Source organism: Acrocarpospora corrugata, from assembly GCF_009687845.1.
In the GTDB taxonomy this organism is placed as follows: domain Bacteria; phylum Actinomycetota; class Actinomycetes; order Streptosporangiales; family Streptosporangiaceae; genus Acrocarpospora; species Acrocarpospora corrugata.
This window is the reverse complement of sequence record NZ_BLAD01000046.1, coordinates 123,948-146,511: the sequence shown is the minus strand read 5'-3', so window position 1 is coordinate 146,511 and position 22,564 is coordinate 123,948. Positions and strand designations below refer to the sequence as shown.

21 protein-coding genes and 1 pseudogene are annotated in these 22,564 nt (G+C 70.7%); 8 read left to right on the top strand and 14 right to left on the bottom strand.

The window, feature by feature from the left end; translation table 11 throughout:
• Nucleotide 1: 1 nt before the first annotated feature.
• Nucleotides 2–1,393, bottom strand: coding sequence for an NAD(P)/FAD-dependent oxidoreductase (locus Acor_RS14100; RefSeq protein WP_155337073.1), 1,392 nt, complete (start codon nt 1,391–1,393; stop codon nt 2–4).
• Nucleotides 1,394–1,581: 188 nt separating this feature from the next.
• On the opposite strand from Acor_RS14100, the gene Acor_RS14095 reads away from it, so the two are divergent.
• Nucleotides 1,582–2,613, top strand: coding sequence for a GNAT family N-acetyltransferase (locus Acor_RS14095; protein ID WP_155337072.1), 1,032 nt, complete (start codon nt 1,582–1,584; stop codon nt 2,611–2,613).
• Here Acor_RS14095 and Acor_RS14090 read toward each other — a convergent pair.
• On the bottom strand, nt 2,610–3,098 hold the full coding sequence (locus Acor_RS14090; protein WP_155337071.1) for a hypothetical protein: 489 nt from the start codon (nt 3,096–3,098) through the stop codon (nt 2,610–2,612). The genes Acor_RS14095 and Acor_RS14090 overlap by 4 nt on opposite strands.
• A gap of 219 nt (nt 3,099–3,317) precedes the next feature.
• A complete protein-coding gene (locus tag Acor_RS14085; protein ID WP_246238640.1) occupies nt 3,318–3,740 on the bottom strand; it encodes a TSUP family transporter in 423 nt (140 codons plus the stop codon).
• A gap of 50 nt (nt 3,741–3,790) precedes the next feature.
• On the opposite strand from Acor_RS14085, the gene Acor_RS45410 reads away from it, so the two are divergent.
• Complete coding sequence (locus Acor_RS45410) at nt 3,791–4,177, top strand: inositol monophosphatase family protein (protein ID WP_155337069.1); 387 nt, start codon at nt 3,791–3,793, stop codon at nt 4,175–4,177.
• 220 nt (nt 4,178–4,397) lie between these two features.
• On the opposite strand, the pseudogene Acor_RS14075 reads toward Acor_RS45410, so the two are convergent.
• Nucleotides 4,398–4,823, bottom strand: a pseudogene (locus tag Acor_RS14075) (Clp protease N-terminal domain-containing protein); the annotation flags it as partial.
• A 261-nt stretch (nt 4,824–5,084) separates the two neighbouring features.
• Here Acor_RS14075 and Acor_RS14070 point away from each other — a divergent pair.
• Nucleotides 5,085–5,855 carry an SDR family oxidoreductase gene (locus Acor_RS14070; protein WP_246238638.1) on the top strand — a complete coding sequence of 257 codons (771 nt, stop codon included), beginning with the start codon at nt 5,085–5,087 and terminating at the stop codon, nt 5,853–5,855.
• A 3-nt stretch (nt 5,856–5,858) separates the two neighbouring features.
• Here Acor_RS14070 and Acor_RS14065 read toward each other — a convergent pair whose 3' ends face one another.
• Nucleotides 5,859–6,356 carry a GNAT family N-acetyltransferase gene (locus Acor_RS14065; RefSeq protein ID WP_170316923.1) on the bottom strand — a complete coding sequence of 166 codons (498 nt, stop codon included), beginning with the start codon at nt 6,354–6,356 and terminating at the stop codon, nt 5,859–5,861.
• Between the two features lie 19 nt (nt 6,357–6,375).
• Nucleotides 6,376–6,735, bottom strand: a complete 360-nt coding sequence (locus Acor_RS14060; RefSeq protein WP_155337065.1) for a hypothetical protein — start codon at nt 6,733–6,735, stop codon at nt 6,376–6,378.
• Between the two features lie 48 nt (nt 6,736–6,783).
• Here Acor_RS14060 and Acor_RS14055 point away from each other — a divergent pair, with 48 nt between their 5' ends.
• On the top strand, nt 6,784–7,620 hold the full coding sequence (locus Acor_RS14055; RefSeq protein ID WP_155337064.1) for a hypothetical protein: 837 nt from the start codon (nt 6,784–6,786) through the stop codon (nt 7,618–7,620).
• 143 nt (nt 7,621–7,763) lie between these two features.
• On the opposite strand, the gene Acor_RS14050 is transcribed toward Acor_RS14055, so the two are convergent.
• Nucleotides 7,764–8,528: a DeoR/GlpR family DNA-binding transcription regulator gene (locus Acor_RS14050; RefSeq protein ID WP_218034267.1), complete on the bottom strand. Its 765-nt coding sequence runs from the start codon at nt 8,526–8,528 to the stop codon at nt 7,764–7,766.
• 67 nt (nt 8,529–8,595) lie between these two features.
• Here Acor_RS14050 and Acor_RS14045 point away from each other — a divergent pair, with 67 nt between their 5' ends.
• From Acor_RS14045 to Acor_RS14030, 4 genes are read left to right on the top strand one after another with little or no spacing between them, the layout of a single operon-like run.
• Entirely contained in the window at nt 8,596–10,083 is a 1,488-nt protein-coding gene (locus tag Acor_RS14045; RefSeq protein ID WP_155337062.1) for an FGGY family carbohydrate kinase, read from the top strand.
• A complete protein-coding gene (locus Acor_RS14040; protein ID WP_155337061.1) occupies nt 10,080–11,492 on the top strand; it encodes an NAD(P)/FAD-dependent oxidoreductase in 1,413 nt (470 codons plus the stop codon). Before Acor_RS14045 ends, Acor_RS14040 begins: the two co-directional genes overlap by 4 nt.
• Nucleotides 11,492–12,301: an NAD(P)-binding protein gene (locus Acor_RS14035; protein ID WP_155337060.1), complete on the top strand. Its 810-nt coding sequence runs from the start codon at nt 11,492–11,494 to the stop codon at nt 12,299–12,301. The genes Acor_RS14040 and Acor_RS14035 overlap by 1 nt, the downstream gene beginning before the upstream one ends.
• Entirely contained in the window at nt 12,298–12,510 is a 213-nt protein-coding gene (locus tag Acor_RS14030; RefSeq protein ID WP_155337059.1) for a hypothetical protein, read from the top strand. The genes Acor_RS14035 and Acor_RS14030 overlap by 4 nt, the downstream gene beginning before the upstream one ends.
• On the opposite strand, the gene asnB is transcribed toward Acor_RS14030, so the two are convergent.
• The 7 genes from asnB to tkt all read right to left on the bottom strand — a co-directional run bounded on the left by asnB (nt 12,494) and on the right by tkt (nt 22,473).
• Nucleotides 12,494–14,317: an asparagine synthase (glutamine-hydrolyzing) gene (gene asnB / locus Acor_RS14025; protein WP_155337058.1), complete on the bottom strand. Its 1,824-nt coding sequence runs from the start codon at nt 14,315–14,317 to the stop codon at nt 12,494–12,496. The genes Acor_RS14030 and asnB overlap by 17 nt on opposite strands.
• 78 nt (nt 14,318–14,395) lie before the next feature.
• On the bottom strand, nt 14,396–15,139 hold the full coding sequence (pgl, locus tag Acor_RS14020) for a 6-phosphogluconolactonase (RefSeq protein WP_246238637.1): 744 nt from the start codon (nt 15,137–15,139) through the stop codon (nt 14,396–14,398).
• Nucleotides 15,140–15,190: 51 nt separating this feature from the next.
• Entirely contained in the window at nt 15,191–16,102 is a 912-nt protein-coding gene (locus Acor_RS14015; RefSeq protein ID WP_155337056.1) for a glucose-6-phosphate dehydrogenase assembly protein OpcA, read from the bottom strand.
• Nucleotides 16,099–17,664, bottom strand: coding sequence for a glucose-6-phosphate dehydrogenase (gene zwf / locus Acor_RS14010; protein WP_155337118.1), 1,566 nt, complete (start codon nt 17,662–17,664; stop codon nt 16,099–16,101). The genes Acor_RS14015 and zwf overlap by 4 nt, the downstream gene beginning before the upstream one ends.
• A gap of 54 nt (nt 17,665–17,718) precedes the next feature.
• Complete coding sequence (locus Acor_RS14005; RefSeq protein WP_155337055.1) at nt 17,719–19,332, bottom strand: glucose-6-phosphate isomerase; 1,614 nt, start codon at nt 19,330–19,332, stop codon at nt 17,719–17,721.
• A 2-nt stretch (nt 19,333–19,334) separates the two neighbouring features.
• Nucleotides 19,335–20,438 carry a transaldolase gene (gene tal, locus Acor_RS14000; protein ID WP_155337054.1) on the bottom strand — a complete coding sequence of 368 codons (1,104 nt, stop codon included), beginning with the start codon at nt 20,436–20,438 and terminating at the stop codon, nt 19,335–19,337.
• A gap of 1 nt (nt 20,439) precedes the next feature.
• On the bottom strand, nt 20,440–22,473 hold the full coding sequence (gene tkt / locus Acor_RS13995) for a transketolase (protein WP_422664806.1): 2,034 nt from the start codon (nt 22,471–22,473) through the stop codon (nt 20,440–20,442).
• Nucleotides 22,474–22,564: the final 91 nt, after the last annotated feature.

Here is a 22,564-nt window from a genome sequence, read left to right as displayed (position 1 = left end):
GTCAGTGTCCTGTGATCATGTCGGCGATACGGGCGAGAACGGAGGTGCGTGGTGTGCCGGTGGCCTCCCGGGCGTCGGCCAGCCGGTAGAGACGGTACATCGCGTGCACGCCCAGCCAGCGGAGCGGTTCCGGCTCCCAGCGGCGCACCCTGCGGTCCACCCAGGGCAGTGTGGTGAGGTCGCTGTCGCGGCCGAGGGCCAGGTCGGCGAGGGTGCGCCCGGCCAGGTTGGCGGCGGCGACGCCGTGGCCGGTGTAGCCGCCGGCCCAGCCCAGGCCGGTCGCCCGGTCCAGGCTGACGGTGGCGCACCAGTCGCGGGGGACCCCGAGGACGCCGGACCAGGCGTGGGCCACCTTCGCCTGTTTCGCGGCGGGGAAGAAGGTGGTCAGCAGGTGCCAGAGGGCGTCGACGGTCCAGTCGTGGGTGTGGCCGCGGTCGTCCAGGCGGGAGGCGTACAGGTAGGGGCGTCCGCGTCCGCCGAAGGCGATCCGGTCGTCGGCGGTGCGCTGGGCGTACATGTAGTAGTGCGCGGTGTCGCCCAGCAGTTCGCGGCCGTCCCAGCCGATCTCGTCCCAGTCGTCCAGCGGCTCGGTGACGATCATCGAGCTGTTCATCGGGAGCCAGTCGCGGTGGTGGCCGGCGACGTCGGCGGTGAACCCCTCGGTGCAGCGCAGCACCAGGCCGGCCTCGACCGTCCCGCCGGGCGTGACCGCCCGGCCCCGGGCGATCTCGGTGACCGGCGTGCGCTCGTAGATCTCCACCCCCAGGTCGCGTACGGCTCGCGCCAGCCCTCTGGCCAGCTCGGCGGGCTGCACCCGCGCGCAGTGCGGGCTCCAGGAGGCGGCGACGGCTCCGGCGACCCTGATCCTGGCGGTCATCTCGCGGGTGCCGAGCAGGTCCACGTCGCCGGGCGTCCAGCCCCAGGCGCGCTGGTCGACGATCTCGGCGCGCAGCCGGGCCGCCTGGGCGGGGGTCCTGGCCACGTTGAGCAGGCCGCCCTTGACGATGCCGGCGTCGATGCCCTCCGTGGCGGCGACCCTGATCACCTCGTCGACGGCGCCGAACATCTCCCGCTGGAACCTGATCGCGGCCTGCTGCCCGTGGTCCTTCGCGTACCGCCGCGCCGACCCCGGCAGCAGCCCCGCCAGCCAGCCGCCGTTGCGGCCGGACGCGCCGAACCCGGCGAACTCCTTCTCCAGGACCACGATCCGCAGCGCCGGGTCGGCCTTCTTGAGGTAGTACGCGGTCCAGAGTCCGGTGTATCCGGCCCCGACGATGGCGACGTCCGCCCGGATGTTCCCGCCGAGGGGCGCGCCGGGGTCGGGTACGCCGGTGGCGCGATACCAGTAGGACACGTCCCCGTTGACGAAACCCGGAGCGAGCGGAGCGTTCATGCGCTCATCCTGCTATATCCGTCACAGTCTCGTCATCTGGCGACGGAACTCGCGGCCGATCATGCCTGAAACCGCGAGAAGCGAAGCTTTATAAGGATTTTTACCTAAAGAAACGACCGCCACACTCTTGTGTAGCAATCGTGTAACAGTTGTCCGGCAGTCTGTACGCAATGGAAGGAGCGGAATTCATGGGGTTCTTGCGCATTCGTACGACGGTGGATGAACGTCCGGGACGGCTGGCCTCGCTCGCGGCGGCGCTGGCCGAGAAGGGGGGCAACATCCTCGGGCTCTCCGTTCAGCCGGACACCGACGGCACGGTCGACGAATTCGTGGCCGAGATCCCCGCCTCTCCGGAGGACGTACGGGCCGCGCTGGAGGAAGCCGGTGGGCGGCGTGTCCTGGTCCTGCCCGCCAGCGCGCACGAGCTCACCGACGAACCCACCCGGGTCCTGCTGCTCGCCGCCCGCCTGCGCGCGACCCCGTGGCGGCTCCCGGAGATCCTCCGCGAACTCCTGCGCGCCGACGACGCCCGCTGGATCTTCGGCTCGGACATCTCCGGCATGCCCGACCCCACCCTGCTGACCGTCCCCGTCGCGTCCCGCCGCTCGATCCGGCTGCGCCGCTCCGGCCTGCCCTTCACCCTCACCGAGGCCGCCCGCGCCGCCGCCCTCATCCGGCTCGCCCAGCCGCCCGCCGACCAGACCGCCATCGACCGCGCGGTCCGCCTCCCCGACGGCGCCGAGGTCCAGGTCAAGCCGCTTGAGCCGCTGCACCGCGAAGCCGTACGCGACCTGCACGAACGCTGCTCTCCCGAGTCGCGCAGGTTCCGCTACTTCACCGCCATGCCGGCCCTGACCCCCCGCGTCTTCGATCGCCTCTGTGACCGCAAGCGCGGCCACTCCCTGGTCGCCGGTCGCGACGGCCAGTTCGTCGCCCTGGCCACCCTGATGTTCACGCCCGACCCCGGCATCGCCGAGTTCGCCTTCCTCATCGAGGACCGCTGGCAGGGGCGCGGCCTCGGCACCGCCCTGGCCCGTACGCTCCTCGCCGAGGCCCGTGACCTGGGCTTCGCCGAAGTCCGCGCGACGCTGCTGTCCGACAACACCCGGATGCGCCGCCTCCTGCTCACCCTCGGCGCGACCCTCAACTACACCGAGGACCCCGGCGTCCTCGACGCCCGCATTCCGGTGGGCGTTCTGACCCCGGCCCCGCTCCCTTAGCCGAGGGTCAGCGACTGGATCAGCGCGTCGTCCTTTATTGAGCCGGGGTCGAGCAGGTCGGTTCCCGCCGGGATCCTGGGCTGGAGGAAGCGGACGTAGTCGACGCTCAGCCGCAGGTCGGGCTTGCCTTTGAGTACCTTCTCGTTGGCGGCCATGGGGTCGGTCTGCAGCGGGCCGAAGCTGTCCCAGTCGGTGTAGGCGGCGATGCCCCATTGCAGGGTGTCGGGGAGGTCGGCGCGGTGCCAGCGGGCCCCCACCCACCAGATGCCGCCGTCCGGGCGGTACAGGGAGACGACCGCGTCCCCGACCCTGGCCAGGACGAGATCCACCCATTCGGTGGTGATCGGCCGGAGGCTCAGCGTGGATTTGCCGTTCTCGGTGGTCTTGATCTCCACTTCGCGGGGCCGGTTGCCGGTTCCGGTGGTGATGAACAGCCAGTTCGCGGTGTTCGGCCCCGATTCCTGGGCCAGCGGGACGCGCGCCATCGGGCCGCGCAGCGAGTAGGTGCGGGCCGGGGTGTCGGCCGTGCGCGCCCTGCGCGCGCACCCGGGTCCGCATGACGAAGAACTCGAACACGGTGCACGGCGAATACTGGACCTAAGATCGGGCGGCCAGGTAGAAGCTCACCGCAGCACGGCCCGGGAGGGCGGCAGAACGCGACCCCCGGTCATGCGGCCTGGCGGCCGGTTCCGGCGGGGTGCGAGTCAGGCCAGCGCCTGGACGGCGTACATGCCGGCCACCGCGATGGCCAGGCCACCCAGCAGCAGCCGCAACCCGGTCTCCGGCAGACGGGGTTGCAGATGCGCCCCCACATAGCCGCCGATCAGCCCGCCTAGTCCGCACACCAGCCCCAGCGCCCACTCCGGGGCGATGTCACCCGTAGTAGTCAACGACAGAACGCCGAAGGTGAGCGCCCCCGCGATCGAGGTCACGAACGTCGAGGCCAGCGCGGCGGGCGCGACACCGGCGACCGGAAGCCCCCGCCCCACCAGGATCGGCCCGAGCAGCGAGCCGCCGCCGATGCCGTACATGCCGCCCGCCATGCCCACCACCACCGCGAGCAGGCCGATCGCGCGGCGAGACGGCGGAGGCCCTGCAGGGCCGCGCGGCGGACGCAGAGTCCGCACACCCGAGGGAGTCGGCTCCACTGTCTGAATCATTAATCACGAACTATCTTATGAAGCCCGCTGAACGATTTCTTCCGTTGACTCGGCAGACCGATCTTCTGCATGCACTGGGTCAGCAATCTGAGGACGGCTCGTCTCGAGGACGTATCGGGGTGGACTTTGGGTCAATCGGCCTGTGTCACGTAGCCGCGGGATTTACTGACTGCATGGTTGAGTTCGCCAAGGGGTTCGCAATCTGGGACCTGGCCCCAGGCCATTACATCCTCAACGCGGCTGGGGGCGCTGTGCTGGACCTCGAAGGTCACCCCATCCCCTTGGACTATCGGCTCACGACTCTTGCCGATATAGGTGAGGCCATGAATAGGCGTCAGAAGTTCGTCGCCGCTACTGATCTAAAACTTGCCCAGGATGTCCTCAAGGCGATGACGAAGGCATGAGCGTGCGTCAGCTTGCTTCTGCCTCTGGGTCTTCTCGTACGGGGAGGCCGGGGTCTGGGGGAGCGCCCATCGCGTCCAGGCGGCGGTTGATGGCGTCGAGGCTGGCCTGGATGCGGAGGAGGAGAGGGTATTGGGTGTTCATTCGGCGGGTGACGGCGGCGGCGACTGGGTCGAAGGTTGAGGAGAGGGGTTCGTCGGAGTGCTCTGGGGGGTTCTGGCCGAGGATTTCCATGACCTGGTCGCGGACGCGTTGGAGGTCGGCGCCCTGTTGGCTGAGGACCTGGGCGGCGACGCCTTCGCCTTCGCGGATGAGGCCGAGCAGGATGTGTTCGGTTCCGATGTAGTTGTGGCCGAACTGGAGTGCCTCGCGCAGGGACAGTTCGAGGACCTTTTTGGCGCGGGGGGTGAAGGGGATGTGTCCCTGGGGAGGGGTGCTTCCTTTGCCGATGATGTCTTCGGTCAGCTGCCGGACGCCCATCAGTTCGATGTCGCACGCGCGTAGTGCCGTCGCCGCGACCCCGTCCTCCTCGCGGACGAGGCCGAGCAGGATGTGTTCGGTGCCGATGTAGTTGTGCAGGAGCAGCCGAGCCTCCTCCTGTGCCAGCACCACCACACGCCGGGACTGGTCGGTAAAGCGCTCGAACACGGGGGACCTCCGTCACTCGGGAGACGCGTCTCCACTATGCGCCAGATTCAGCGGCTCCGGGTGAACTGGGCCATTTTCCGTTCCGTGAAAGCGGCGCACCCGCGGATGGGGTTCCCATGACCGGGCGGGCGCTCCCGGGCGTACCTGTCTTGAGAGCCCTTGCCTGGTCAAAGGGTTGGGTTGAAAGTCGCGGTGATGTCATGGAAGTCGGGACCGTTTCCGGGCCCGCGTCCACGTTCGGAGAGGTGGGAGACCATGACGATGCGGACTGATTCCCAGCCGATGACCGGCCGGGTGGCGGTCATCACCGGCGCGTCCAGCGGGATCGGCGAGGCGACGGCTGAGCGTCTGGCGGAGCTGGGGGCCACCGTCGCCCTGCTCGCCCGCCGCGCGGACCGGCTGGACGGCCTGGTCGAGCGGATCACCAAGAGCGACGGGAGCGCGGTCGCGATGGCCGTGGACGTGACCGACGCCGAGGCGGTGCAGGAGGTGGCCGCCCGGGTGGCGGGTGAGCTGGGCGGCGCGGACCTGCTGTTCAACAACGCGGGCGTGATGCTTCCCGCGCCGGTGGAGGAACTCCGGTTCGACCAGTGGCAGGCGCAGATCGACCTGAACGTCTCCGGCCTGATGAACGTCATCGGCGCGTTCATCCCGCAGCTGGTCGCCGCCGGCCGGGAACGCGGTGTCGCGGACCTGATCAACACCTCGTCCATCGCCGCGGAGAACATCTTCCCGAACTTCGCCGTCTACTCGGCCACCAAGGCGTACGTGATGCACCTGTCCCGCCACATGCGGGTCGAGCTCGGCTCCAAGAACGTCCGGGTGTCCGCGATCGAGCCTGGCATCGTCGGCACCGAGCTGCAGAGTCACGTCACCGACGAGGGCGCCCAGCAGTGGCTGGAGGGCTCGAAGAAGACCATCGAGTGGCTCACCCCTGAGGACATCGCGGCGACGATCGCGTTCATCGCCACCCTGCCGCCCCGGGTGAACCTCCAGCAGGTCACGATCATGCCGACCGCCCAGGCCAGCTGAGGGCTACCGGCCGACTGCCGGGGCCCCGGGCCGGACGAAACGCTTGAGCGGCCCGTTCGGTCCCGTGCGCTCCGAGTCCAGCCGCATCCCGAGCGCCGCCGCGACCCGCTCGGACGCGACATTGCCCGCGTCCGTCTCCGCGATGACCTCGATCGGCCCGACATATTCGAGTACGGCTCGCGCCGCCCCCGTGGCCAGCCCATGCCCCCAATACAACGGATCTACACTGTAAAGGAGCTCGGCCTCGTCGTCGTCGCTGGCCCGCAACCCGCACACCCCGACCAGCCGATCGGCCACCACCATCGCCCACAGCCCGTATCCCCACCGCGCGAAGTCGTCCACGCTGTCGTCGACGATCTCCGTCACCAGCTCGGCGGACACCGGCTCGTCGTCGAAGAGGTAGCGCCGCACCTCCGGCCGGCTCCAGTGCGCCAGCAGCCAGGGCTCGTCGTCGTGCGTGATGGGCCGCAGAACCAGCTGGTTCTCCTTGAGCTCGCTCACCCCCCGAGCCAACCACACGTCAGCGATGCCGGCGCCGCCCCAGCGCGTACGCGAAATTGACCAGGACGATGCCCGTCCACGCTGTGATGATCCCGGGCAGGCCGGCGCCGACACCGGCGCCCGCGGTCAGCGGGATGGCGATGCCGAGCGAGCCGAGGGCCAGCCCGAGTGCGCGCCCGCCCTCCGCACGATCCTCCCGCGCCCGCTCCTTGGGGTTGGGCAATCGCCTGGACGCCTCGACCGCCACCTGGGCCGCGATCGTCGCCTCGATTCTGTTCAGAAAGGACTCCGTCAGGGCCGTCTCGTACTCGGGTCCGAGATCGCGGCGCGCCGCGATGTTCGCGCGCAGGTCGTCACGCGGGAAGGAAGGATCCGCCATACCTGACAATCTGCCAGAGATATATCGCGAGCGGGTATAGGTCGATACGTGGATCTCAATGCCGCCGCCGACCTCCTCTACGCGCTGCCTCCCGCCGAGTTCACCGCCGCCAGGACCGCCCTGGTCAAGGAGGTCAAGGCCACCGACGCCGCGCTGTCCCGCGAGATCGCCGGTCTCCGCCGTCCCACCGTCGTGGCCTGGGCGGTCAACCAGCTCGTCCGCCGCGATCCGCCGGAACTCACCGAACTCCTCACCCTCGGCGAAGACCTGCGCCAGGCCTGGCAGGACCAGGACGCCAGAGCCCTCGCCGCCCTCTCGGCCCGCAGGACCGGCCTCACCGCCGTGGTCACCCGTCTCGTCGCCGACCTCGCCGCGGCCTCTGGCCAGCGCCTCGCCACGCTGACCGAGGTCGAACAGACCCTCGACGCCGCCGTGGTCGACGCCGAAGCCGCCGCCCGGGTACGGCAGGCGACCCTCACCACCGCCCTCGCCTACAGCGGTTTCGCCCCGGCTCCTGTCCCGGCGACCCCGAGGACGCCACGGCAGCCCCCAGCCGATCGGGAAGCGCGGCGTTCACGGGAGCTGGCGGAGGCCGCCGCCCAGGCCGAGCAGGAGGCCGCGGAGTCGGAAGCCGCGCTCGCGGATTGGGCGCGGGAGCTGGCGGACGCCGTACGGGAACGAGAACGGCGGGCGGAGAAGCTGGCCGCGCTGGAAACGAAACTGGCCGAGATCGAGAGCAAACTGGCGGCCGCCCGGGAGAAGCACACGCAGGCCGCCAAACGGGCGGACCTGGCCCAGCGCGACGAGACCCGCGCCCGCCGCGCGGCCGAAGCGGCCCGCGCCCGCGCGACGGCGGCGCGTTCCCGCGCTCCTTTGCCGGAGTAGCGGACCTTTGCCTGTTCGCGTCGGTCAGTGCCGTGGATCCCGGTGGCTCAGGGCCTGCCGGGGCAGGAGGCGTCCGGCGGCGCGGGGTTGCCTCTCGTCGGGGACTCCGTCACTTCATACTTGTCCGGACTCGCCGGATAGTTTCAGGCGATGGTGACGTGGACTCCGGCGGTTTTCAGGTGGGCCGACCAGTCGTGGTCGACGGCGTTGGTCACCAGGTCGTCCACGTCGTCCCAGCCGAGCGCGCCGACGCGGGCCGGGCGGTCGAACTTGCCGGCGTCGGCGACGACGATGGTGCGGGCCGCCCGGCGGGCCATGACCTGGGCGATCTCGGCGTCGGCGAGGCTGTTCCAGCCGACGCCGGAGTCGAGGTCGAGGCCGTCGCAGCCGAGGACGGCGAAGTCGGCGGTGAACCGTCCGAGGGCGGCCGTGGCCATCGGGCCGCTGGTGGCGAAGGAGGAGCCGCGCAGGCTGCCGCCGATGACGTTCACGTCGAAGGTGGCGACGCCGGCGAGGCGGGCGGCGATGTTGAGCGCGGAGGTGGCGAACCAGAGCGGGCCGCCCCGGCCAGCCAGTTCCTCGGACAGGGCGAACGTGGTGCTGCCGTCGTTGAGGAACACGGCCGATCCGGGCGGGATGAGGGCGGCGGTGGCGACGGCGATGGCGCCCTTGTCGCGGGCGCTGCGGCGGCGGCGCAGCGTGAACGTCTCGTCGAGGGTGCTCGCCACCGGGATGAGGGAGGCTCCGCCGCGGGTGCGCCGGAGCAGGCCCTGGTCCGCCAGGGTCGCGAGGTCGCGTCTGACGGTGGCGGGGCTGGCGGCGGTGAGCTGCCGGATCTCTTCGAGTGACGCGGTTTCCTGGCGTGCCAGGAGGTTCAGGATGTGCGCGTGCCGCTCATCTTCGCTCAATTCGTTGTATCCCGTGATTGAAGCTGATTGAATCTGTCGGACCGATCGTACGTGGGAGGCGCGCGCGATGACCATCCGAGTGTTCGCCGGCGTCGACCAGGGAACGACCAGTACCTTCACCGGACTTTACGACGAAGCCGGTCGTTGCGTGGCCAGTGCCCGGCGGCGGTCTGTCACGTCACATCCGCACCCGGGCTGGGACGAACAGGACGGCCTGGCGTTACTGGCCGCGATCGAGGAAACCGTCGCCGAAGCCCTGGCGCAGGTACATGGCGCGGAGCTGGCCGGGATCGGGATCGCGAACCAGGGGGAGAGCGTCATCGCGTTCGACCGTACGACGGGGGAGCCGCTGTCGCCGGCGATCCTCTGGTCGGATCGGCGCGCTGCCTCGATCGTCGAGGAGATGGCGGGGAACGTCCAGCGGGGCCAGGTGGAGGAACGTACCGGGCTGCCGCTGGATCCGTACTTCTCGGCGGGGAAGATCGCGTGGATGCTGCGGAACCTGCCCGCGGTCCGGGAGGCCGCCGACGCCGGGCGGCTCGCGGTGGGGACGCTCGACGGCTTCTTCGTGCACCACTTCACGGCGGGCGCGGCGTTCGTGACGGATCCGTCGACCGGCAGCAGAACCCAGCTGATGGACCTCGACACCCTCGAATACGACGAAACCTGCCTGGCGGCCTACGGGATCGACGCCGCCATGCTCCCGCGCATCGGCGACACCGTCTTCGGCGAGCCGCTGCCGATTCGGCTGGGCGCGCCGCTGTACGCGAGCTCCTGCGACCAGCAGGCCGCCCTGGCCGCGCTCGGCGGCATCGACGCGGGCGACGTCAAGGTCACGTACGGCACCGGCTGCTTCATCCAGGCCAACGCCGGACCCAGCCCCAGAAGACCCGGAAACGGCCTGATGCCGACATTCGCCTGGTCCATGGGCCAGAACAGGGCATGGGCCATCGAAGGCGGCGTCTTCACGGCCGCGACGGCCGTCGACTGGCTGGTCTCGCTCGGGCTGGCCCCGGACGCCGCCTCGGTGAGCGCGCTGGCGGACGAAGGCGACCCCGAGCACGGCCCCACGTTCCTGCCCGGTTTCAGCGGCCTCGGCGCCCCCTGGTGGCGTCCGGGCGCGGCGGGCGTCCTGGCGGGACTACGCGCCTCGACCGGCCCGGCCGACCTCGCCAGGGCGGTACTCGAAGGCGTGGCCAACCGGGTCGCCGACGTCATCGACGCCGTCGACAAGGAACAGGGCCCACCCGAGGTGCTGCGGGTCGACGGCGGCCTGAGCGCCAGCGCCACGCTGCTGCGGCTCCAGGCGGATCTGTGCGGCCGGGCGCTCCTGCCCGCGGTCAACAAGGACAGCACCGCCGCCGGCGTCGCCGGGTTCGCCGCGATGGGCGCCGGCGAACTCGACCTGCCCGCCCTCGCCGCCCGCGCGAGCTTCCACCCGCCGATCGAACCTCGACAGGACAGCGGCTGGCGGGAGGCCCGCCGGGCGCGCTGGCGCCGCTTCGTCGACGCGACCCGCGGCTTGGACCCGGACGAACTCGGGGAGTTCCGGTGACGCGCTATGACGTCGCCATCGTCGGAGCCGGGGTGATCGGCTCGGCCGTCGCCGCCGCGCTGTCGCGATACCAGCTGAACGTGCTCTGGCTCGAAGCCGCCCACGACGTGGCGGAAGGCGCGTCGAAGGCGAACTCCGGCATCGCGGGAACCGGCTATGACATGCCCACAGGAACTCTCGAATCCGATCTGGTCCGGGCGGCGAGCAGCACCTGGGAAGCCACCTGCGAAGCCCTCGACGTCCCGTTCGCGCGGGTCGGATCGCTGTCGTTCGCGTTCGAACCCGGCGATCTCGCGAACGTGACGAAGCTCGCCGAGCAGGCAGCTGACGCCGGGGTCCGGGCCGAGATCCTCGAAGGCCCGCGCCTCCGCGAAGCCGCGGGCGGCATGGCCCCCGCCGCCCTGGCCGCCCTGCACGTGCCCGGCGAGGCCATCGTCGACCCGATCAGGCTGACCATCGGCCGCGCCCGCCTCGCCGTCACCAACGGCGTGGACCTGCGCTGTTCCACCCCGGCCACCGATTTCCGGCATGACAGCGACGGCCGTATCACCCACGTCGTGACTCCGCGCGAGACCTTCGCAGTCGGCGCGGTCGTCAACGCGGCCGGACTCAACGCGGACGTGATCGCGCGAGCGGCCAAAGCCGAAAATTTCGGTATGTGGCCCCGCAAGGGCATGTTCCTGCTGCTCGACCGGGCGATCGGCGAACAGGTCCCCAAGATCCTCACCATGATCCCCACCGAGTACACCCGCGGCGTCCTCGCCGTCCCCACGACGAACCGCACCGTCCTGATCGGCCCCACCGCGACCGACGAAACCGATAAATCCGATAAATCCACTGATGCGGAGACGCTCGACTGGGTCTGGGACCGGGCCCGCGACCTGATCCCGCACCTGTCCCGCGACCACGTCATCAAGACTTTCGCGGGTCTGCGCCCGGCCAGTGATCGTACCTATCGCATCGAGGTCTCCGCCGAGGTCCCGAACCTCGTCCACGCCGCCGGAATCCGCTCCACCGGCGTGCAGTCCTCACCCGCCGTCGCCGACCTGGTCTGCTCCCTGCTCGAATCCATCGGCGTACGGCTGACGCCGCGCCGCGACCCGCAGATCCGGCTGCCCCGGGTGCCCCGCCTGGCGGAACTCTCCACCGACGACGCGGCAGAACGCTCCGGCTCGATGGTGGTCTGCGCCTGCGAACACGTGACCGCCGCCGAGATCCGGGCCGCCTGCACCGGCCCGGTCCCGGCCCGCTCCCTCGACGGAGTACGCAAACGCACCCGCGCCATGGCCGGACGCTGCCAGGGCGCCTACTGCTCGGTCGGCGTGGGCTTCATCCTGTCCGTCGAGCAGGGCTTCGACTCATGGGACGTGCCCCAGGGCGAACCCGGCTCAAGCTGGGGGGTCGGCTGATGGACATCGCCGTCGCCGGATCCGGCCTGGCCGGGCTGTCCTGCGCGATCGGCCTCGGCCGCGACGCGAACGTGGTCGTGTACGAGCGCCTGCCGGTCATCGGGGGCGAGCACTGGGACGACCCCGCCCACCGGGATCTGCGCCTCCGGGCCGAGCGGCTCGGGGTCGGATTCGCGCCCGGAACCCAGGTGGTGCGCTGGGAGGGGGACCGGCTGCTGGCCGTCGGGCAGTCCGGGGGAGTGCCCGCGGCCGGCGTGCTGGTCGTCGCCACCGGCCATCGCCCCCGCACCCGGGCAGAATTGGGCGTGAACGGGGCGCGCACGGGGGGAGTGCTGCCGGCGACGGTCGCCTTGCACCTGTTGGAGCGGCGGGTGCGGCTGGGCCACGACGTCGTGATTCTCGGGGGCGGCCATTGGGCGCGGGACGTGGCGGCGGGCGTGATCAAAGCAGGCACCTGCACGGTCATCGGCTCGTCCCTGACCGAGTTCCCCCGCAGCGCCCAAATCCTGCCAGAAGCCCAGGTCATCCGCACCATCGGAACTCCGAGAATTCGCTTCGTCGAGCTGTCGGACGGGCATCGCACATGGACGCTCGCGTGCGATTCGCTCGTGCTCGCGGACGGGCACATTCCCTACCGCAACATCGACGGCGCTGTACTCGACCGCCCGGACGTGGTCTTCGCGCAGGGCGGGGACGAGCGCGACTGGGACGCGATCGAGGCCGGAGCCCAGGCGGCCACCCGCGCCCTCGACCGGCGGCCTTCCCATCGGCACGTCCCCACGACGCTCAGGATCGGACACCCCTCATGAAGGTCTCCTCACCGGTCGGCACATTTCCGTACAAGGTGGACAGGATCGAGGTGCGCCGATCGCGGGTCACCATCCACGGGCACATGGGCGCATGGCCGTCCGAGATCGAGGTCGGGGCCGAGGACGTACCGAGATCAGCGTGGCTGGCCGTCGGGGCGGCAACGCTGATCGCGGTGCTCGTCGTATGGCGATTCAGAGGCTCAGCTTGATCTCGTAGTCCCTGAGCCAGGCGTCGAGCCTGAGCATGCGCTCCAGCGGCGCCCGGTGACTCTCGTCCGCCGGCCGGTCGAGCATGGCGCGTGCTGCCTTGACGTCGATGAGCTGCTCGCTGGGCAGATGCTCGTCGCGGAGCAGGTCACGGGCCTTGGCACGGACGGCTTCGTCGTAGCCGGGGTCCTGAGTCGACGGATACGGGCTCTTGACCCGCTGCAGCACCGACTCAGGGAGAATGTCGGAGCAGGCCGCGCGGAGCAGGCTCTTCTCGCGGCCGTCGAAGGTCTTCATGGCCCAGGGAGCGTTGAAGACGTACTCGACCAGGCGGTGGTCGCAGAACGGGACACGGACCTCCAGGCCGACGGCCATGCTCATCCGGTCCTTGCGGTCGAGCAGGATCTGGACGAAGCGGGTCAGGTTGAGGTAACTGATCTCCCGCATCCGCCGTTCGAGGCCGGTTTCGCCCGGGAGGCGGGGCACTTCGGCGAGCGCCTGCCGGTAGCTGTCGGCCCGGTAGCCGGGCAGATCCAGGGAGCGGAGCAGGTCGCGGTCCAGCAGATCGAAGTTGGACGCGCCGTTGATGTCCGCCGTCAGCAGCCACGGGAAGGTGTCGCCGTTGACCGCGACGGGGTCGTGGAACCACTGGTAGCCCCCGAAGACCTCGTCGGCCGACTCGCCGGACAGGGCCACCGTGGAATGCCCCCGGATGGCCTTGAAGAGCAGGTAGAGCGAGGTGTCCATGTCGCCCAGCCCGGTCGGCAGGTCGCGGGCGCCCAGCACGGCGGCCCGGACGGCCGGGTCCATCAGGTCGGCGGAGTCGAGCACGATGTCGGTGTGCTCGGCGCCGACGTGGGCGACCAGATCATGCACGTACGGCGTGTCCGGCGTGGACCGGGTCGCGTCCGGCTTGAAATGCTCGGTGTAGCCGACGAAGTCGACGGAGAAGGACCGGACCTTGCCGAGCCCCTGCTCCCGCAGTTCCCTGGCGGCGATCGCGGTGACCGCGCTGGAGTCCAGGCCGCCGGAGAGCAGCGTGCACAGCGGCACGTCGCTGATCAGCTGCCTGGTGATGATGTCGTCCAGCAGCCCGCGCACGGTCGCCACGGTGGCCGGGACGTCGTCGGCGTGCTGGTAGGACGACAGCTGCCAGTAGCGCCGCTTGGTGAGGCCCGCGCGGGTCACTTTGACGATCTGGCCGGGCCGCACCTCGTACATGCCCTTGAAGATGGCGTGCTCCGGCGTCTTGACGAACGCCAGCAGCTCCCGCAGCCCGTCCTCGTCGACCACCCGCTCGGTCAGCGGGTTGGCGAGGATCGCCTTCGGCTCCGAGCCGAACAGGACGCCGTGGTGGGTCGGGTAGTAGTAGAGCGGCTTGATCCCCATCCGGTCCCTGACCAGCAGGAGTTCCTCGCGCCGGACGTCCCAGATGGCGAAGGCGTACATGCCGTTGAGGTGGTCGGCCAGGTCGTCGCCCCATTCGAGGTAGGCGCGCAGCACGACCTCGGTGTCGCTCTGGGTGCGGAACCGGTGGCCGTGGGCTTCCAGCTCCCGGCGGAGTTCCTGGAAGTTGTAGACCTCGCCGCTGTAGGTGAGCACCGCCAGCTCCTCGGCGATCATCGGCTGCCGGCCGCCGGCGAGGTCGATGATGGCCAGCCTGCGGTGGCCGATGGCGGCGTGCGGGGCCGTCCAGAGCCCTTCGTCGTCGGGCCCCCGGCAGGCCATCGTGTCCGTCATCGCCTGCGCGATCCTGGTGGCCCCGCTCAGGTCGCGATCGTAATCCACCCACCCGGTGATTCCACACATGCTCCCGATCCCCCAATCGCGTGACTCAATTACGAGAACACCCCGATCGGGAAGCGATATGCCCAGGTCAAACAGTCTTTAAGGAGAAGTGCCCGGGGGGATCCTGGTGGCGGCGGCGCGATCCAGCAGGAACAGGGTGCGCTCGCGGCCGCGGGCCCCGGCGGCGGGGGCCTGGAGATGGCCGGCGGTGAGGGCCAGGTGGACGGCGTCGGCCTTCTCCGCGCCGGCGGCGACCAGCCAGACCTCGCGGGCGGCCTGAATGGCCGGGAAGGTGAGGGAGATCCGGGTGGGCGGCGGCTTGGGGGAGTCGTGCACGGCCACCACCGGGCGCTCCTCCTCGTGGAGGGCGGGATGGCCGGGGAACAGGGACGCGACGTGCGTGTCGGGCCCCAGGCCCAGCAGCAGGATGTCGAAGGACGGCACAAGGTCTTCCGGAGAGGCGGCTTTGGCGAGTTCGGCCGCGTAGGCGTCGGCGGCCTCCTCCGCGGTCTGACCGGCGCCGGCGCGGCCCATCGGGTGGACCCGCGACGGGGTCAGGCCGACCTGGTCGAGCAGGGCCTCCCTGGCCTGGGTCTCGTTGCGGTCCGGGTCCCCGGCGGGCAGGAATCGTTCGTCGCCCCACCACAGGTCCAGGGCGCGCCAGTCGACCGCGTCCCTGGCGGGGGAGGCTGCCACGGCGGCGAGCGCGGCGATGCCGAGCGTGCCGCCGGTCAGGACCAGATGCGCCGAACCCCGGGCGGCCTGCACGTCCACCAGGCGGGTGATCAGCCGGGCCGCCACCGCCTGCGCCAGGATTTCGGCGTTGTCGTGGACCAGGATCACGATGACTTCCTTAGAACAGCGCCGGACCCCCGTGAAGGGGCCCGGCGGGACTTACTTGGTGCCGCCGGCCAGATGCCGCAGCGTGGCGGCGTAGATCTCGTCCGGGTCCAGGCGGCGCAGCTCCTCGGCGAGCAGCTCCGAGGTGGGGCGGCGGGCCAGCGCCACCCGGCGGTCCGGCTGGCCCGGGCGGGACAGCGTGGCCAGGCGTGCGTCCGACCGGGTCAGGGTCAGGTCGCCGCCGGAGGCCAGGGTGAGCCGCACCGCGGTCAGGCCGGGGCCGGACGACTCGCCCACCTCGATGGGCGCGTCGAGCCGGTCCGACAGCCAGGACGCGAGCAGGGTCGCGCTGGCGTGACCGGGCGACGCCTCGACGAGGCCCTTCTTGACCCTGCCGACGTTCTGGTCGAACGCCGCGGCCAGCAGCGAACGCCAGGTGGTCAGCCGGGTCCAGGCCAGGTCGGTGTCACCGGGCACGTAACCGCCGCAGCGGCCGACGATGGCCTTCACCGAGTCGCGGGACGCGTGCGCGTCCGTGATCCGGCGGCTGGCCAGTTTGCCGACCTTGTCGCCGGCGGGGACGTCGGGGGCGCCGCCGGGCCACCAGACCACCACCGGCGTGTCGGTCAGCAGCAGCGGGCTGATCACCGACTCGGCGTGCTTGGTCAGCTCCCCGTACAGGCGGAGCAGCACGACCTCGCCGGGCGAGGACTCGCCGACCCGCAGTTCCGCGTCGAGCCGGTTGGGCTCCTTCGGGTCGCGGCCGATCACCACCAGGATCCTGGACGGGTGCTCCCTGGCCGCCTCGGTGGCGGCCCGGACCGAGTCGTACTGCCCGGCCTCGTCGCAGACGACCACCAGCGTGAGCACCATGCCCACCGCGGGGGCGCCCATCTGGTGGCGCAGCTTGGTCAGCGTCGAAGAGATCTTCGACGCCTGCGTGTCGGTCAGATTGAAGCTGGTCACAGCCGCCTCCAGACGCGTCCGTCGCGGGCCAGCATGGCGTCCGCCGCAGGGGGGCCCCAGGTTCCGGCCGGGTAACCCTCGGGACGGCCGTGGGTCGCCCAGTAGTCCTCGATCGGGTCGAGGATCTGCCAGGACAGCTCCACCTCCCGCTGGTGCGGGAAGAGCGGCGGGTCGCCGATCAGCACGTCCAGCAGCAGCCGCTCGTACGCCTCCGGGGAGCTCTCCATGAACGACTCGCCGTAGGCGAAGTCCATCGAGACGTCCCGGACCTCCATCGCCGTCCCCGGCACCTTCGACCCGAACCTGACCGTGATCCCCTCATCCGGCTGAACCCGGATCACCAGCGCGTTCTGGCCCAGGATCTCGGTGTCGTCCTTGCTGAACGGCAGGTGCGGCGCCCGCTCGAACACCACGGCCACCTCGGTCACCCGGCGGCCGAGGCGCTTGCCGGCGCGCAGGTAGAACGGCACGCCCGCCCAGCGCCGGTTGGCCACCTCCAGCTTGATGGCCGCGTACGTGTCGGTCATCGAGTCGGCCGGGATGCCCTCTTCCTCCAGGTAGCCGATGACCTTCTCGCCGCCCTGCCAGCCCGCCGTGTACTGGCCCCGGATGGTCTCCAGGCCCAGATCGTCGGGCAGCCGGACCGATTTGAGGACCTTCTCCTTCTCGCGGCGCAGCGACTGGGCGTCGAAGGAGGTCGGATCCTCCATCGCGACCAGCGCCAGCAGCTGGAGCAGGTGGTTCTGGATGACGTCCCTGGCCGCGCCGATGCCGTCGTAGTAGCCGGCCCGGCTGCCGATCCCGATGTCCTCGGCCATCGTGATCTGCACGTGGTCGACGTAGCCGCGGTTCCAGATCGGCTCGTACAGCGTGTTGGCGAAGCGGAGCGCCAGGATGTTCTGGACGGTCTCCTTGCCCAGGTAGTGGTCGATCCGGAAGACCGAGCTCTCCGGGAAGACCGCGCTGGTGATCGCGTTCAGCTCCTGCGCGCTCTTCAGGTCGTGCCCGAACGGCTTCTCGATCACCACCCGGCGCCAGGAGCCGTCGGGCGCCTTGGCCAGGCCGGTGCGCTTCAGCTGCTCGACCACGGTCGGGAAGAACTTCGGCGGGACCGACAGGTAGAAGGCGTAGTTGCCGCCGGTGCCCCGGGTCTCGTCGATCTCCTTCAGCATCATCGAGAGCACGTCGAACGCGCCGTCGTCGTGGAACTCGCCGGGGCAGAAGTGGATGCCCTCGCAGATCTGCTTCCAGACCTCGTCCCGGAACGGGGTGCGCGCGTACTGCTTCACCGCCTCGTAGGTGACCTGCGCGAAGTCCTCGTGCGCCCAGTCCCGCCTGGCGAACCCGACCAGCGAGAAGCCGGGCGGCAGCAGCCCCCGGTTGCCCAGGTCGTAGATGGCGGGCAGCAGCTTGCGCTTGGCCAGGTCGCCCGTCACCCCGAACAGGACCAGCACGCACGGCCCGGCGACGCGCGGCAGCCGCTTGTCCCGCGGGTCCCGCAGCGGATTGCTCTCCAACACCTCGTCGGTGGTGGCAGTGGTCGCCACGGCGGCGGCGGCCATCTGCGCGTCTTCCGAAATGGCGGCTTGTTTGCCCCCATTAGTGCGTGCCATTGCTCAGAGCTCCTCGGCGACGGCGAGCAGATGGGCTACCCCAGCCTCCCGATCGGTCAGATGCAACCGTACGGCGGGCCGGTTACGGGACCGTAGCGCCCCGATGTCCCCCAGGGCCTGCGCGAATTGCAACTGTCCCAGCGTGTACGGCTTGCCCGGCACCGCCACGTCGTCCGTGACCGCCCCGGTGATCTGCAGGAACACCCCGACCTGCGGACCGCCCTTGTGGTACTGCCCGGTCGAGTGCAGGAACCTGGGCCCCCACCCGAAGGTCACCGCGTGGGTGGTCCGGTAGTCCAGCAGCGACCGCAGGGTCGCCACGTCGGCGGCGGCCCAGGCCTCGGCGGTCTGCTCGAAGTCCCCGGCCCCGAGCGGCGCCGCGTCGAAGGCCGCCTCCCGGTCCAGGTACGCCATGATCGCCAGGTAGCCTTCGGCGGGCACCGCCTGCAGCAGCGCGGTCAGCACGTCGGCCAGGTTCTTCGGGTGGCCGTGCAGCTCGCCGTACACCTCGACCGGGCCGTCGACCAGCAGCGGCGCGCCGATCTCCGGAGCCGAGCCGAGGATCTTGGCGGTGTTCTCCTTGGACTCGGCCACGTTCGGCTGGTTGAACGGGTCGATCCCGAGCACCTGCCCGGCGATCGCCGTCGCGTACTCCCAGACCAGGAACTGCGCGCCGAGCGGGCCCTCGACCCGGATGTCGCCTTCGGCGCCGATGTTGACCACATACTGGTCGTGCGCCTCGGCCGCCTCCGCGCCGACGACCGGCAGGATGCCCTTGCCCTCCTTGCCGGTGGATTCGGCGATCAGCTGCTCGATCCAGTCCGGCAGGCCGTTGATGTCGGACAGGCTGTCGCGCAGGATCAGCTTGTCCCGCCCGCCCAGCGCCATCCCGCCGAGCAGCGCGCCCAGCTCCAGGCCGGGGTTGCCCTCGTCCTGGCCCAGCAGCGGCTGGATCGCGGCGGCGTCGTCGAGCAGCCGCGTCACGTCGGCGCCGGCCAGGGCGCTCGGCACCAGGCCGAACGCGCTCAGCGCGCTGTACCGGCCGCCCACGTTCGGGTCGGCCAGGAAGACCTGGTAGCCGAGTTCGGTGGCGGTCTTCTCCAGCGGCGAGCCCGGGTCGGTGACGACCACGATCCGCCCGGCCGGGTCGATCCCGGCGTCCCGGAACGCCTGCTCGTAGATGCGGCGGTGGCTGTCGGTCTCGACGGTGCCGCCGCTCTTGCTGGACACGACCAGGATGGTGCGGTCGAGCCGGTCGGCCAGCGCCCGGCGGACCTGCCCGGGGTCGGTGGTGTCCAGCACGGTCAGCGGCACGTCCTCGGTGGCGCAGATGACCTCGGGGGCGAGCGAGGAGCCGCCCATCCCGGCCAGCACCACGTGTTCGAGCCCTTCGGCGCGGACCCGCTCGACCAGCTTGGCCAGCTCCGGCAGGAGCTCCCTGCTGGTCTGCGGCAGGGTCAGCCAGCCCAGCCGGATCTCCGCCTCTGGCTGCGCCGCCGGCCCCCACAGCGCGGGCGACCCGGCGGCCAGCGCGGCGGGGACCCCGTCGGCGACCAGCCGGGCGCGCACCTCCGCGACGGCCTCGGCGGCGTCGCCGGGAAACACCTCAACGGTCATGATCAGGCCTTCCCCAGCTCGGCCTGGACGGTGTTGATCAGTTCCTGCCAGGACACCGCGAACTTGTCGACGCCCTCGTCCTCCAGCACCCGGACCACGTCGTCGTAGTCGATGCCGGCCTCCTTGAGCGCGGCCATGGCGTTCCAGGCGTTCTCGTAGAAGGGCCGGATGGTGTCGCCGGAGATCTTGCCGTGGTCGGCGACGGCGTTGAGGGTCTTCTCCGGCATCGTGTTCACGGTTCCGGCGGTGACCAACTCGTCCACGTACAGCGTGTCCGGGTAGTCCGGGTTCTTGGTGCCGGTGGAGGCCCACAGCGGGCGCTGCGGCCGGGCCCCGGCCGCGCGCAGCGCCTGCCAGCGCGGCGAGTTCACGACCTCTTCGAAGGCCGCGTACGCCAGCCGGGCGTTGGCCACCGCGGCCTTGCCCTTCAGCTCCAGCGCCTCCGGCGTCCCGATCTTGTCCAGCCTGGCGTCGATCTCGCTGTCCACCCGGCTCACGAAGAACGAGGCCACCGACTCGATCCCGGCCAGCGGGATGCCCTTGGCCTGGGCCTGCTCCAGGCCGGTCAGCCAGGCCTCCATGACCCCGCGGTAGCGCTCCAGCGAGAAGATCAGCGTGACGTTGACGCTGATGCCCTCCGCGATGGCCGCGGTGATCGCGGGCAGCCCCTCCAGGGTCGCCGGGATCTTGATGAACAGGTTGGGCCGGTCCACCAGCCACCACAGCGCCCGCGCCTCGGCGATGGTGGCCGCGGTGTCCTTGGCCAGCCGGGGATCCACCTCGATGGAGACCCGCCCGTCCACGCCGCCGGTCGCGTCGTACACCGGCCGCAGCACGTCGGCCGCCCACCGGATGTCGAAGGTGGTGATCGCCCGGACCGCCTCGTCCACCGAGACCTTCCGGACGGCCAGGTCGTGCAGCTGGGTGCGGTACGCCTCCCCCTTGCTCAGCGCCCCCGCGAAGATCGTCGGGTTGGAGGTCACGCCGGTCACCCGCTGGTCGCGCATCAGCGCCGCGAGGTTGCCGCTCTTGAGCCGATCCCGGCTGATGTCGTCCAGCCAGATCGAGACGCCGAAGCCGGTCAGCTTGTTCAGATTCTCACTCATGTCAGTTTCCCGTCGTCTCGCCGGGGTCGCCGCCCAGCTTCGCGATGCTGCCCTTGGCCGCGGCCACCACACGCTCGGGCGTCAGGCCGAACTGCTGATACAGGGTCTTGTACGGCGCGGACGCGCCGAAGTGCTCCAGGCTCACCACGTTTCCATGGTCTCCCACGAACTCCCGCCAGCCCAGCGCGATGCCCGCCTCGACCGCCACCCGGGCCGGAACCGACGGCGGCAGCACGGTCATCCGGTAGGCCGCGTCCTGGGCGTGGAACCACTCCACGCACGGCATCGACACCACCCGGGTGGGAATGCCCTCCGCCTCCAGCAGCTTGCGCGCCTCCACGGCGATCTCGACCTCGCTGCCGGTGCCGATCAGCAGCACCTCGGGCTGGCCGTTGGACGCCTCCTCCAGGATGTAGCCACCCTTGGCGACCTTGGCGGCGTCCCCGGTGCCCGGGTAGACGGGCAGGTTCTGCCGGGTCAGCGCCAGCGCGGCCGGGCGGTCGTTGTGCTCCAGGATGACGTGCCAGGCGGCGGCCGTCTCGTTGGCGTCGGCCGGCCGGACCACGTCCAGGCCGGGGATGGCGCGCAGCGCCCACAGGTGCTCGACCGGCTGGTGGGTCGGGCCGTCCTCGCCCAGGCCGATCGAGTCGTGCGTCCACACGTAGGTGACCGGCAGCTTCATCAGCGCGGCCAGCCGGACCGCCGGGCGCATGTAGTCGCTGAACACCAGGAACGTGCCACCGTACGGGCGGGTGCCGCCGTGCAGCGCGATGCCGTTCAGGATCGAGCCCATGCCGTGCTCGCGGATGCCGAAGTGCAGCGTCCGGCCGTACGGGTTGCCGGGGAACTCCTTGGTCTGGAACTCCTCGGGGATGAAGGACGGCTGGCCCTTCATGGTGGTGTTGTTGGACTCGGCCAGGTCGGCGGAGCCGCCCCAGAGTTCCGGCAGCACCGGGCCGAGCGCGGACAGCACCTCGCCTGAGGCCTTGCGGGTGGCGATCGAGGAGCCCACCTCGAAGCCGGGCAGCGCCGCCGCCCAGCCGTCGGGGAGGGTGCGGGTGGCCATCCGGTCGAACAGGGCGGCCCGGTCGGGGTTGGCGTCCCGCCAGTCCAGGTAGCCCTTCTCCCACTGCGCGTGGGCGGCCCGGCCCCGGTCGACCACCGCGCGGGAGTGCGTCAGCACGTCGGCGGGGACGGCGAAGGACTGCTCGGGGTCCATGCCGAGGACCCGCTTGGTGGCGGCCACCTCGTCGGCGCCCAGCGCGGAACCGTGGATCTTGCCGGTGTTCTGCTTGTGCGGCGCGGGCCAGCCGATGATGGTGCGCAGCCGGATGAAGGACGGCCGGTCGGTCTCGGCGCGGGCCGCCTCCAGCGCCTCGTTGAGCGCCTGGACGTTCTCGACGTACTCCCCGGTCTCGGTCCAGTCGACGGTCTGGGTGTGCCAGCCGTAGGCCTCGTAGCGGGCGACGACGTCCTCGGAGAGGGCGATCTGGGTGTCGTCCTCGATCGAGATGTGGTTGGAGTCGAACAGCACGGTCAGGTTGCCCAGCTGCTGGTGCGCGGCCAGGGCGCTGACCTCGTGGCTGATGCCCTCCTCGATGTCACCCTCGGAGGCGATGCACCAGATGTGGTGGTCGAAGGGGGAGGCGCCGGGTTCCGCGCCGGGGTCGAACAGGCCGCGCTCGCGGCGGGCGGCCATCGCCATCCCGACCGCGTTGCCGACGCCCTGGCCGAGCGGGCCCGTGGTGGTCTCCACGCCGACCGTGTGGCCGTGCTCGGGGTGGCCGGGGGTGAGGCTGTCCCACTGGCGCAGGCCGCGGAGGTCGTCCAGCGTCAAGCCGTACCCGGACAAATAGAGTTGGATATAAAGCGTCAGGCTCGAATGCCCGCACGAAAGGACGAATCTATCCCGGCCAACCCAGGTCGGGTCGGATGGGTCGTGTCGCATGGTCTTCTGGAATAGAAGATAAGCGGCGGGGGCGAGGCTCATCGCGGTGCCGGGGTGGCCCGAGCCCGCCTTCTCCACCGCGTCCATCGCCAGGGCCCGCACCACGTCGACGGCCTGCCGATCGAGGTCGCTCCACTCAAGGCTTGCGCTGCTCAACTGCTCGATCCCCTCTGGTTTT

Bases quoted from the DNA above. Each gene is read 5' to 3' on its own strand.
- tal (WP_155337054.1), bottom strand. From the start codon at position 20,438: ATGAGTGAGAATCTGAACAAGCTGACCGGCTTCGGCGTCTCGATCTGG.
- Acor_RS14095 (WP_155337072.1), top strand. From the start codon at position 1,582: ATGGGGTTCTTGCGCATTCGTACGACGGTGGATGAACGTCCGGGACGG.
- Acor_RS14100 (WP_155337073.1), bottom strand. From the start codon at position 1,393: ATGAACGCTCCGCTCGCTCCGGGTTTCGTCAACGGGGACGTGTCCTAC.
- Acor_RS14045 (WP_155337062.1), top strand. From the start codon at position 8,596: ATGACCATCCGAGTGTTCGCCGGCGTCGACCAGGGAACGACCAGTACC.
- tkt (WP_422664806.1), bottom strand. From the start codon at position 22,473: ATGGACGCGGTGGAGAAGGCGGGCTCGGGCCACCCCGGCACCGCGATG.
- Acor_RS14030 (WP_155337059.1), top strand. From the start codon at position 12,298: ATGAAGGTCTCCTCACCGGTCGGCACATTTCCGTACAAGGTGGACAGG.
- Acor_RS14060 (WP_155337065.1), bottom strand. From the start codon at position 6,735: ATGGCGGATCCTTCCTTCCCGCGTGACGACCTGCGCGCGAACATCGCG.
- Acor_RS14035 (WP_155337060.1), top strand. From the start codon at position 11,492: ATGGACATCGCCGTCGCCGGATCCGGCCTGGCCGGGCTGTCCTGCGCG.
- Acor_RS14070 (WP_246238638.1), top strand. From the start codon at position 5,085: ATGCGGACTGATTCCCAGCCGATGACCGGCCGGGTGGCGGTCATCACC.
- Acor_RS45410 (WP_155337069.1), top strand. From the start codon at position 3,791: ATGAAGCCCGCTGAACGATTTCTTCCGTTGACTCGGCAGACCGATCTT.
- zwf (WP_155337118.1), bottom strand. From the start codon at position 17,664: ATGGCCGCCGCCGCCGTGGCGACCACTGCCACCACCGACGAGGTGTTG.
- asnB (WP_155337058.1), bottom strand. From the start codon at position 14,317: ATGTGTGGAATCACCGGGTGGGTGGATTACGATCGCGACCTGAGCGGG.
- Acor_RS14005 (WP_155337055.1), bottom strand. From the start codon at position 19,332: ATGACCGTTGAGGTGTTTCCCGGCGACGCCGCCGAGGCCGTCGCGGAG.
- Acor_RS14090 (WP_155337071.1), bottom strand. From the start codon at position 3,098: ATGGCGCGCGTCCCGCTGGCCCAGGAATCGGGGCCGAACACCGCGAAC.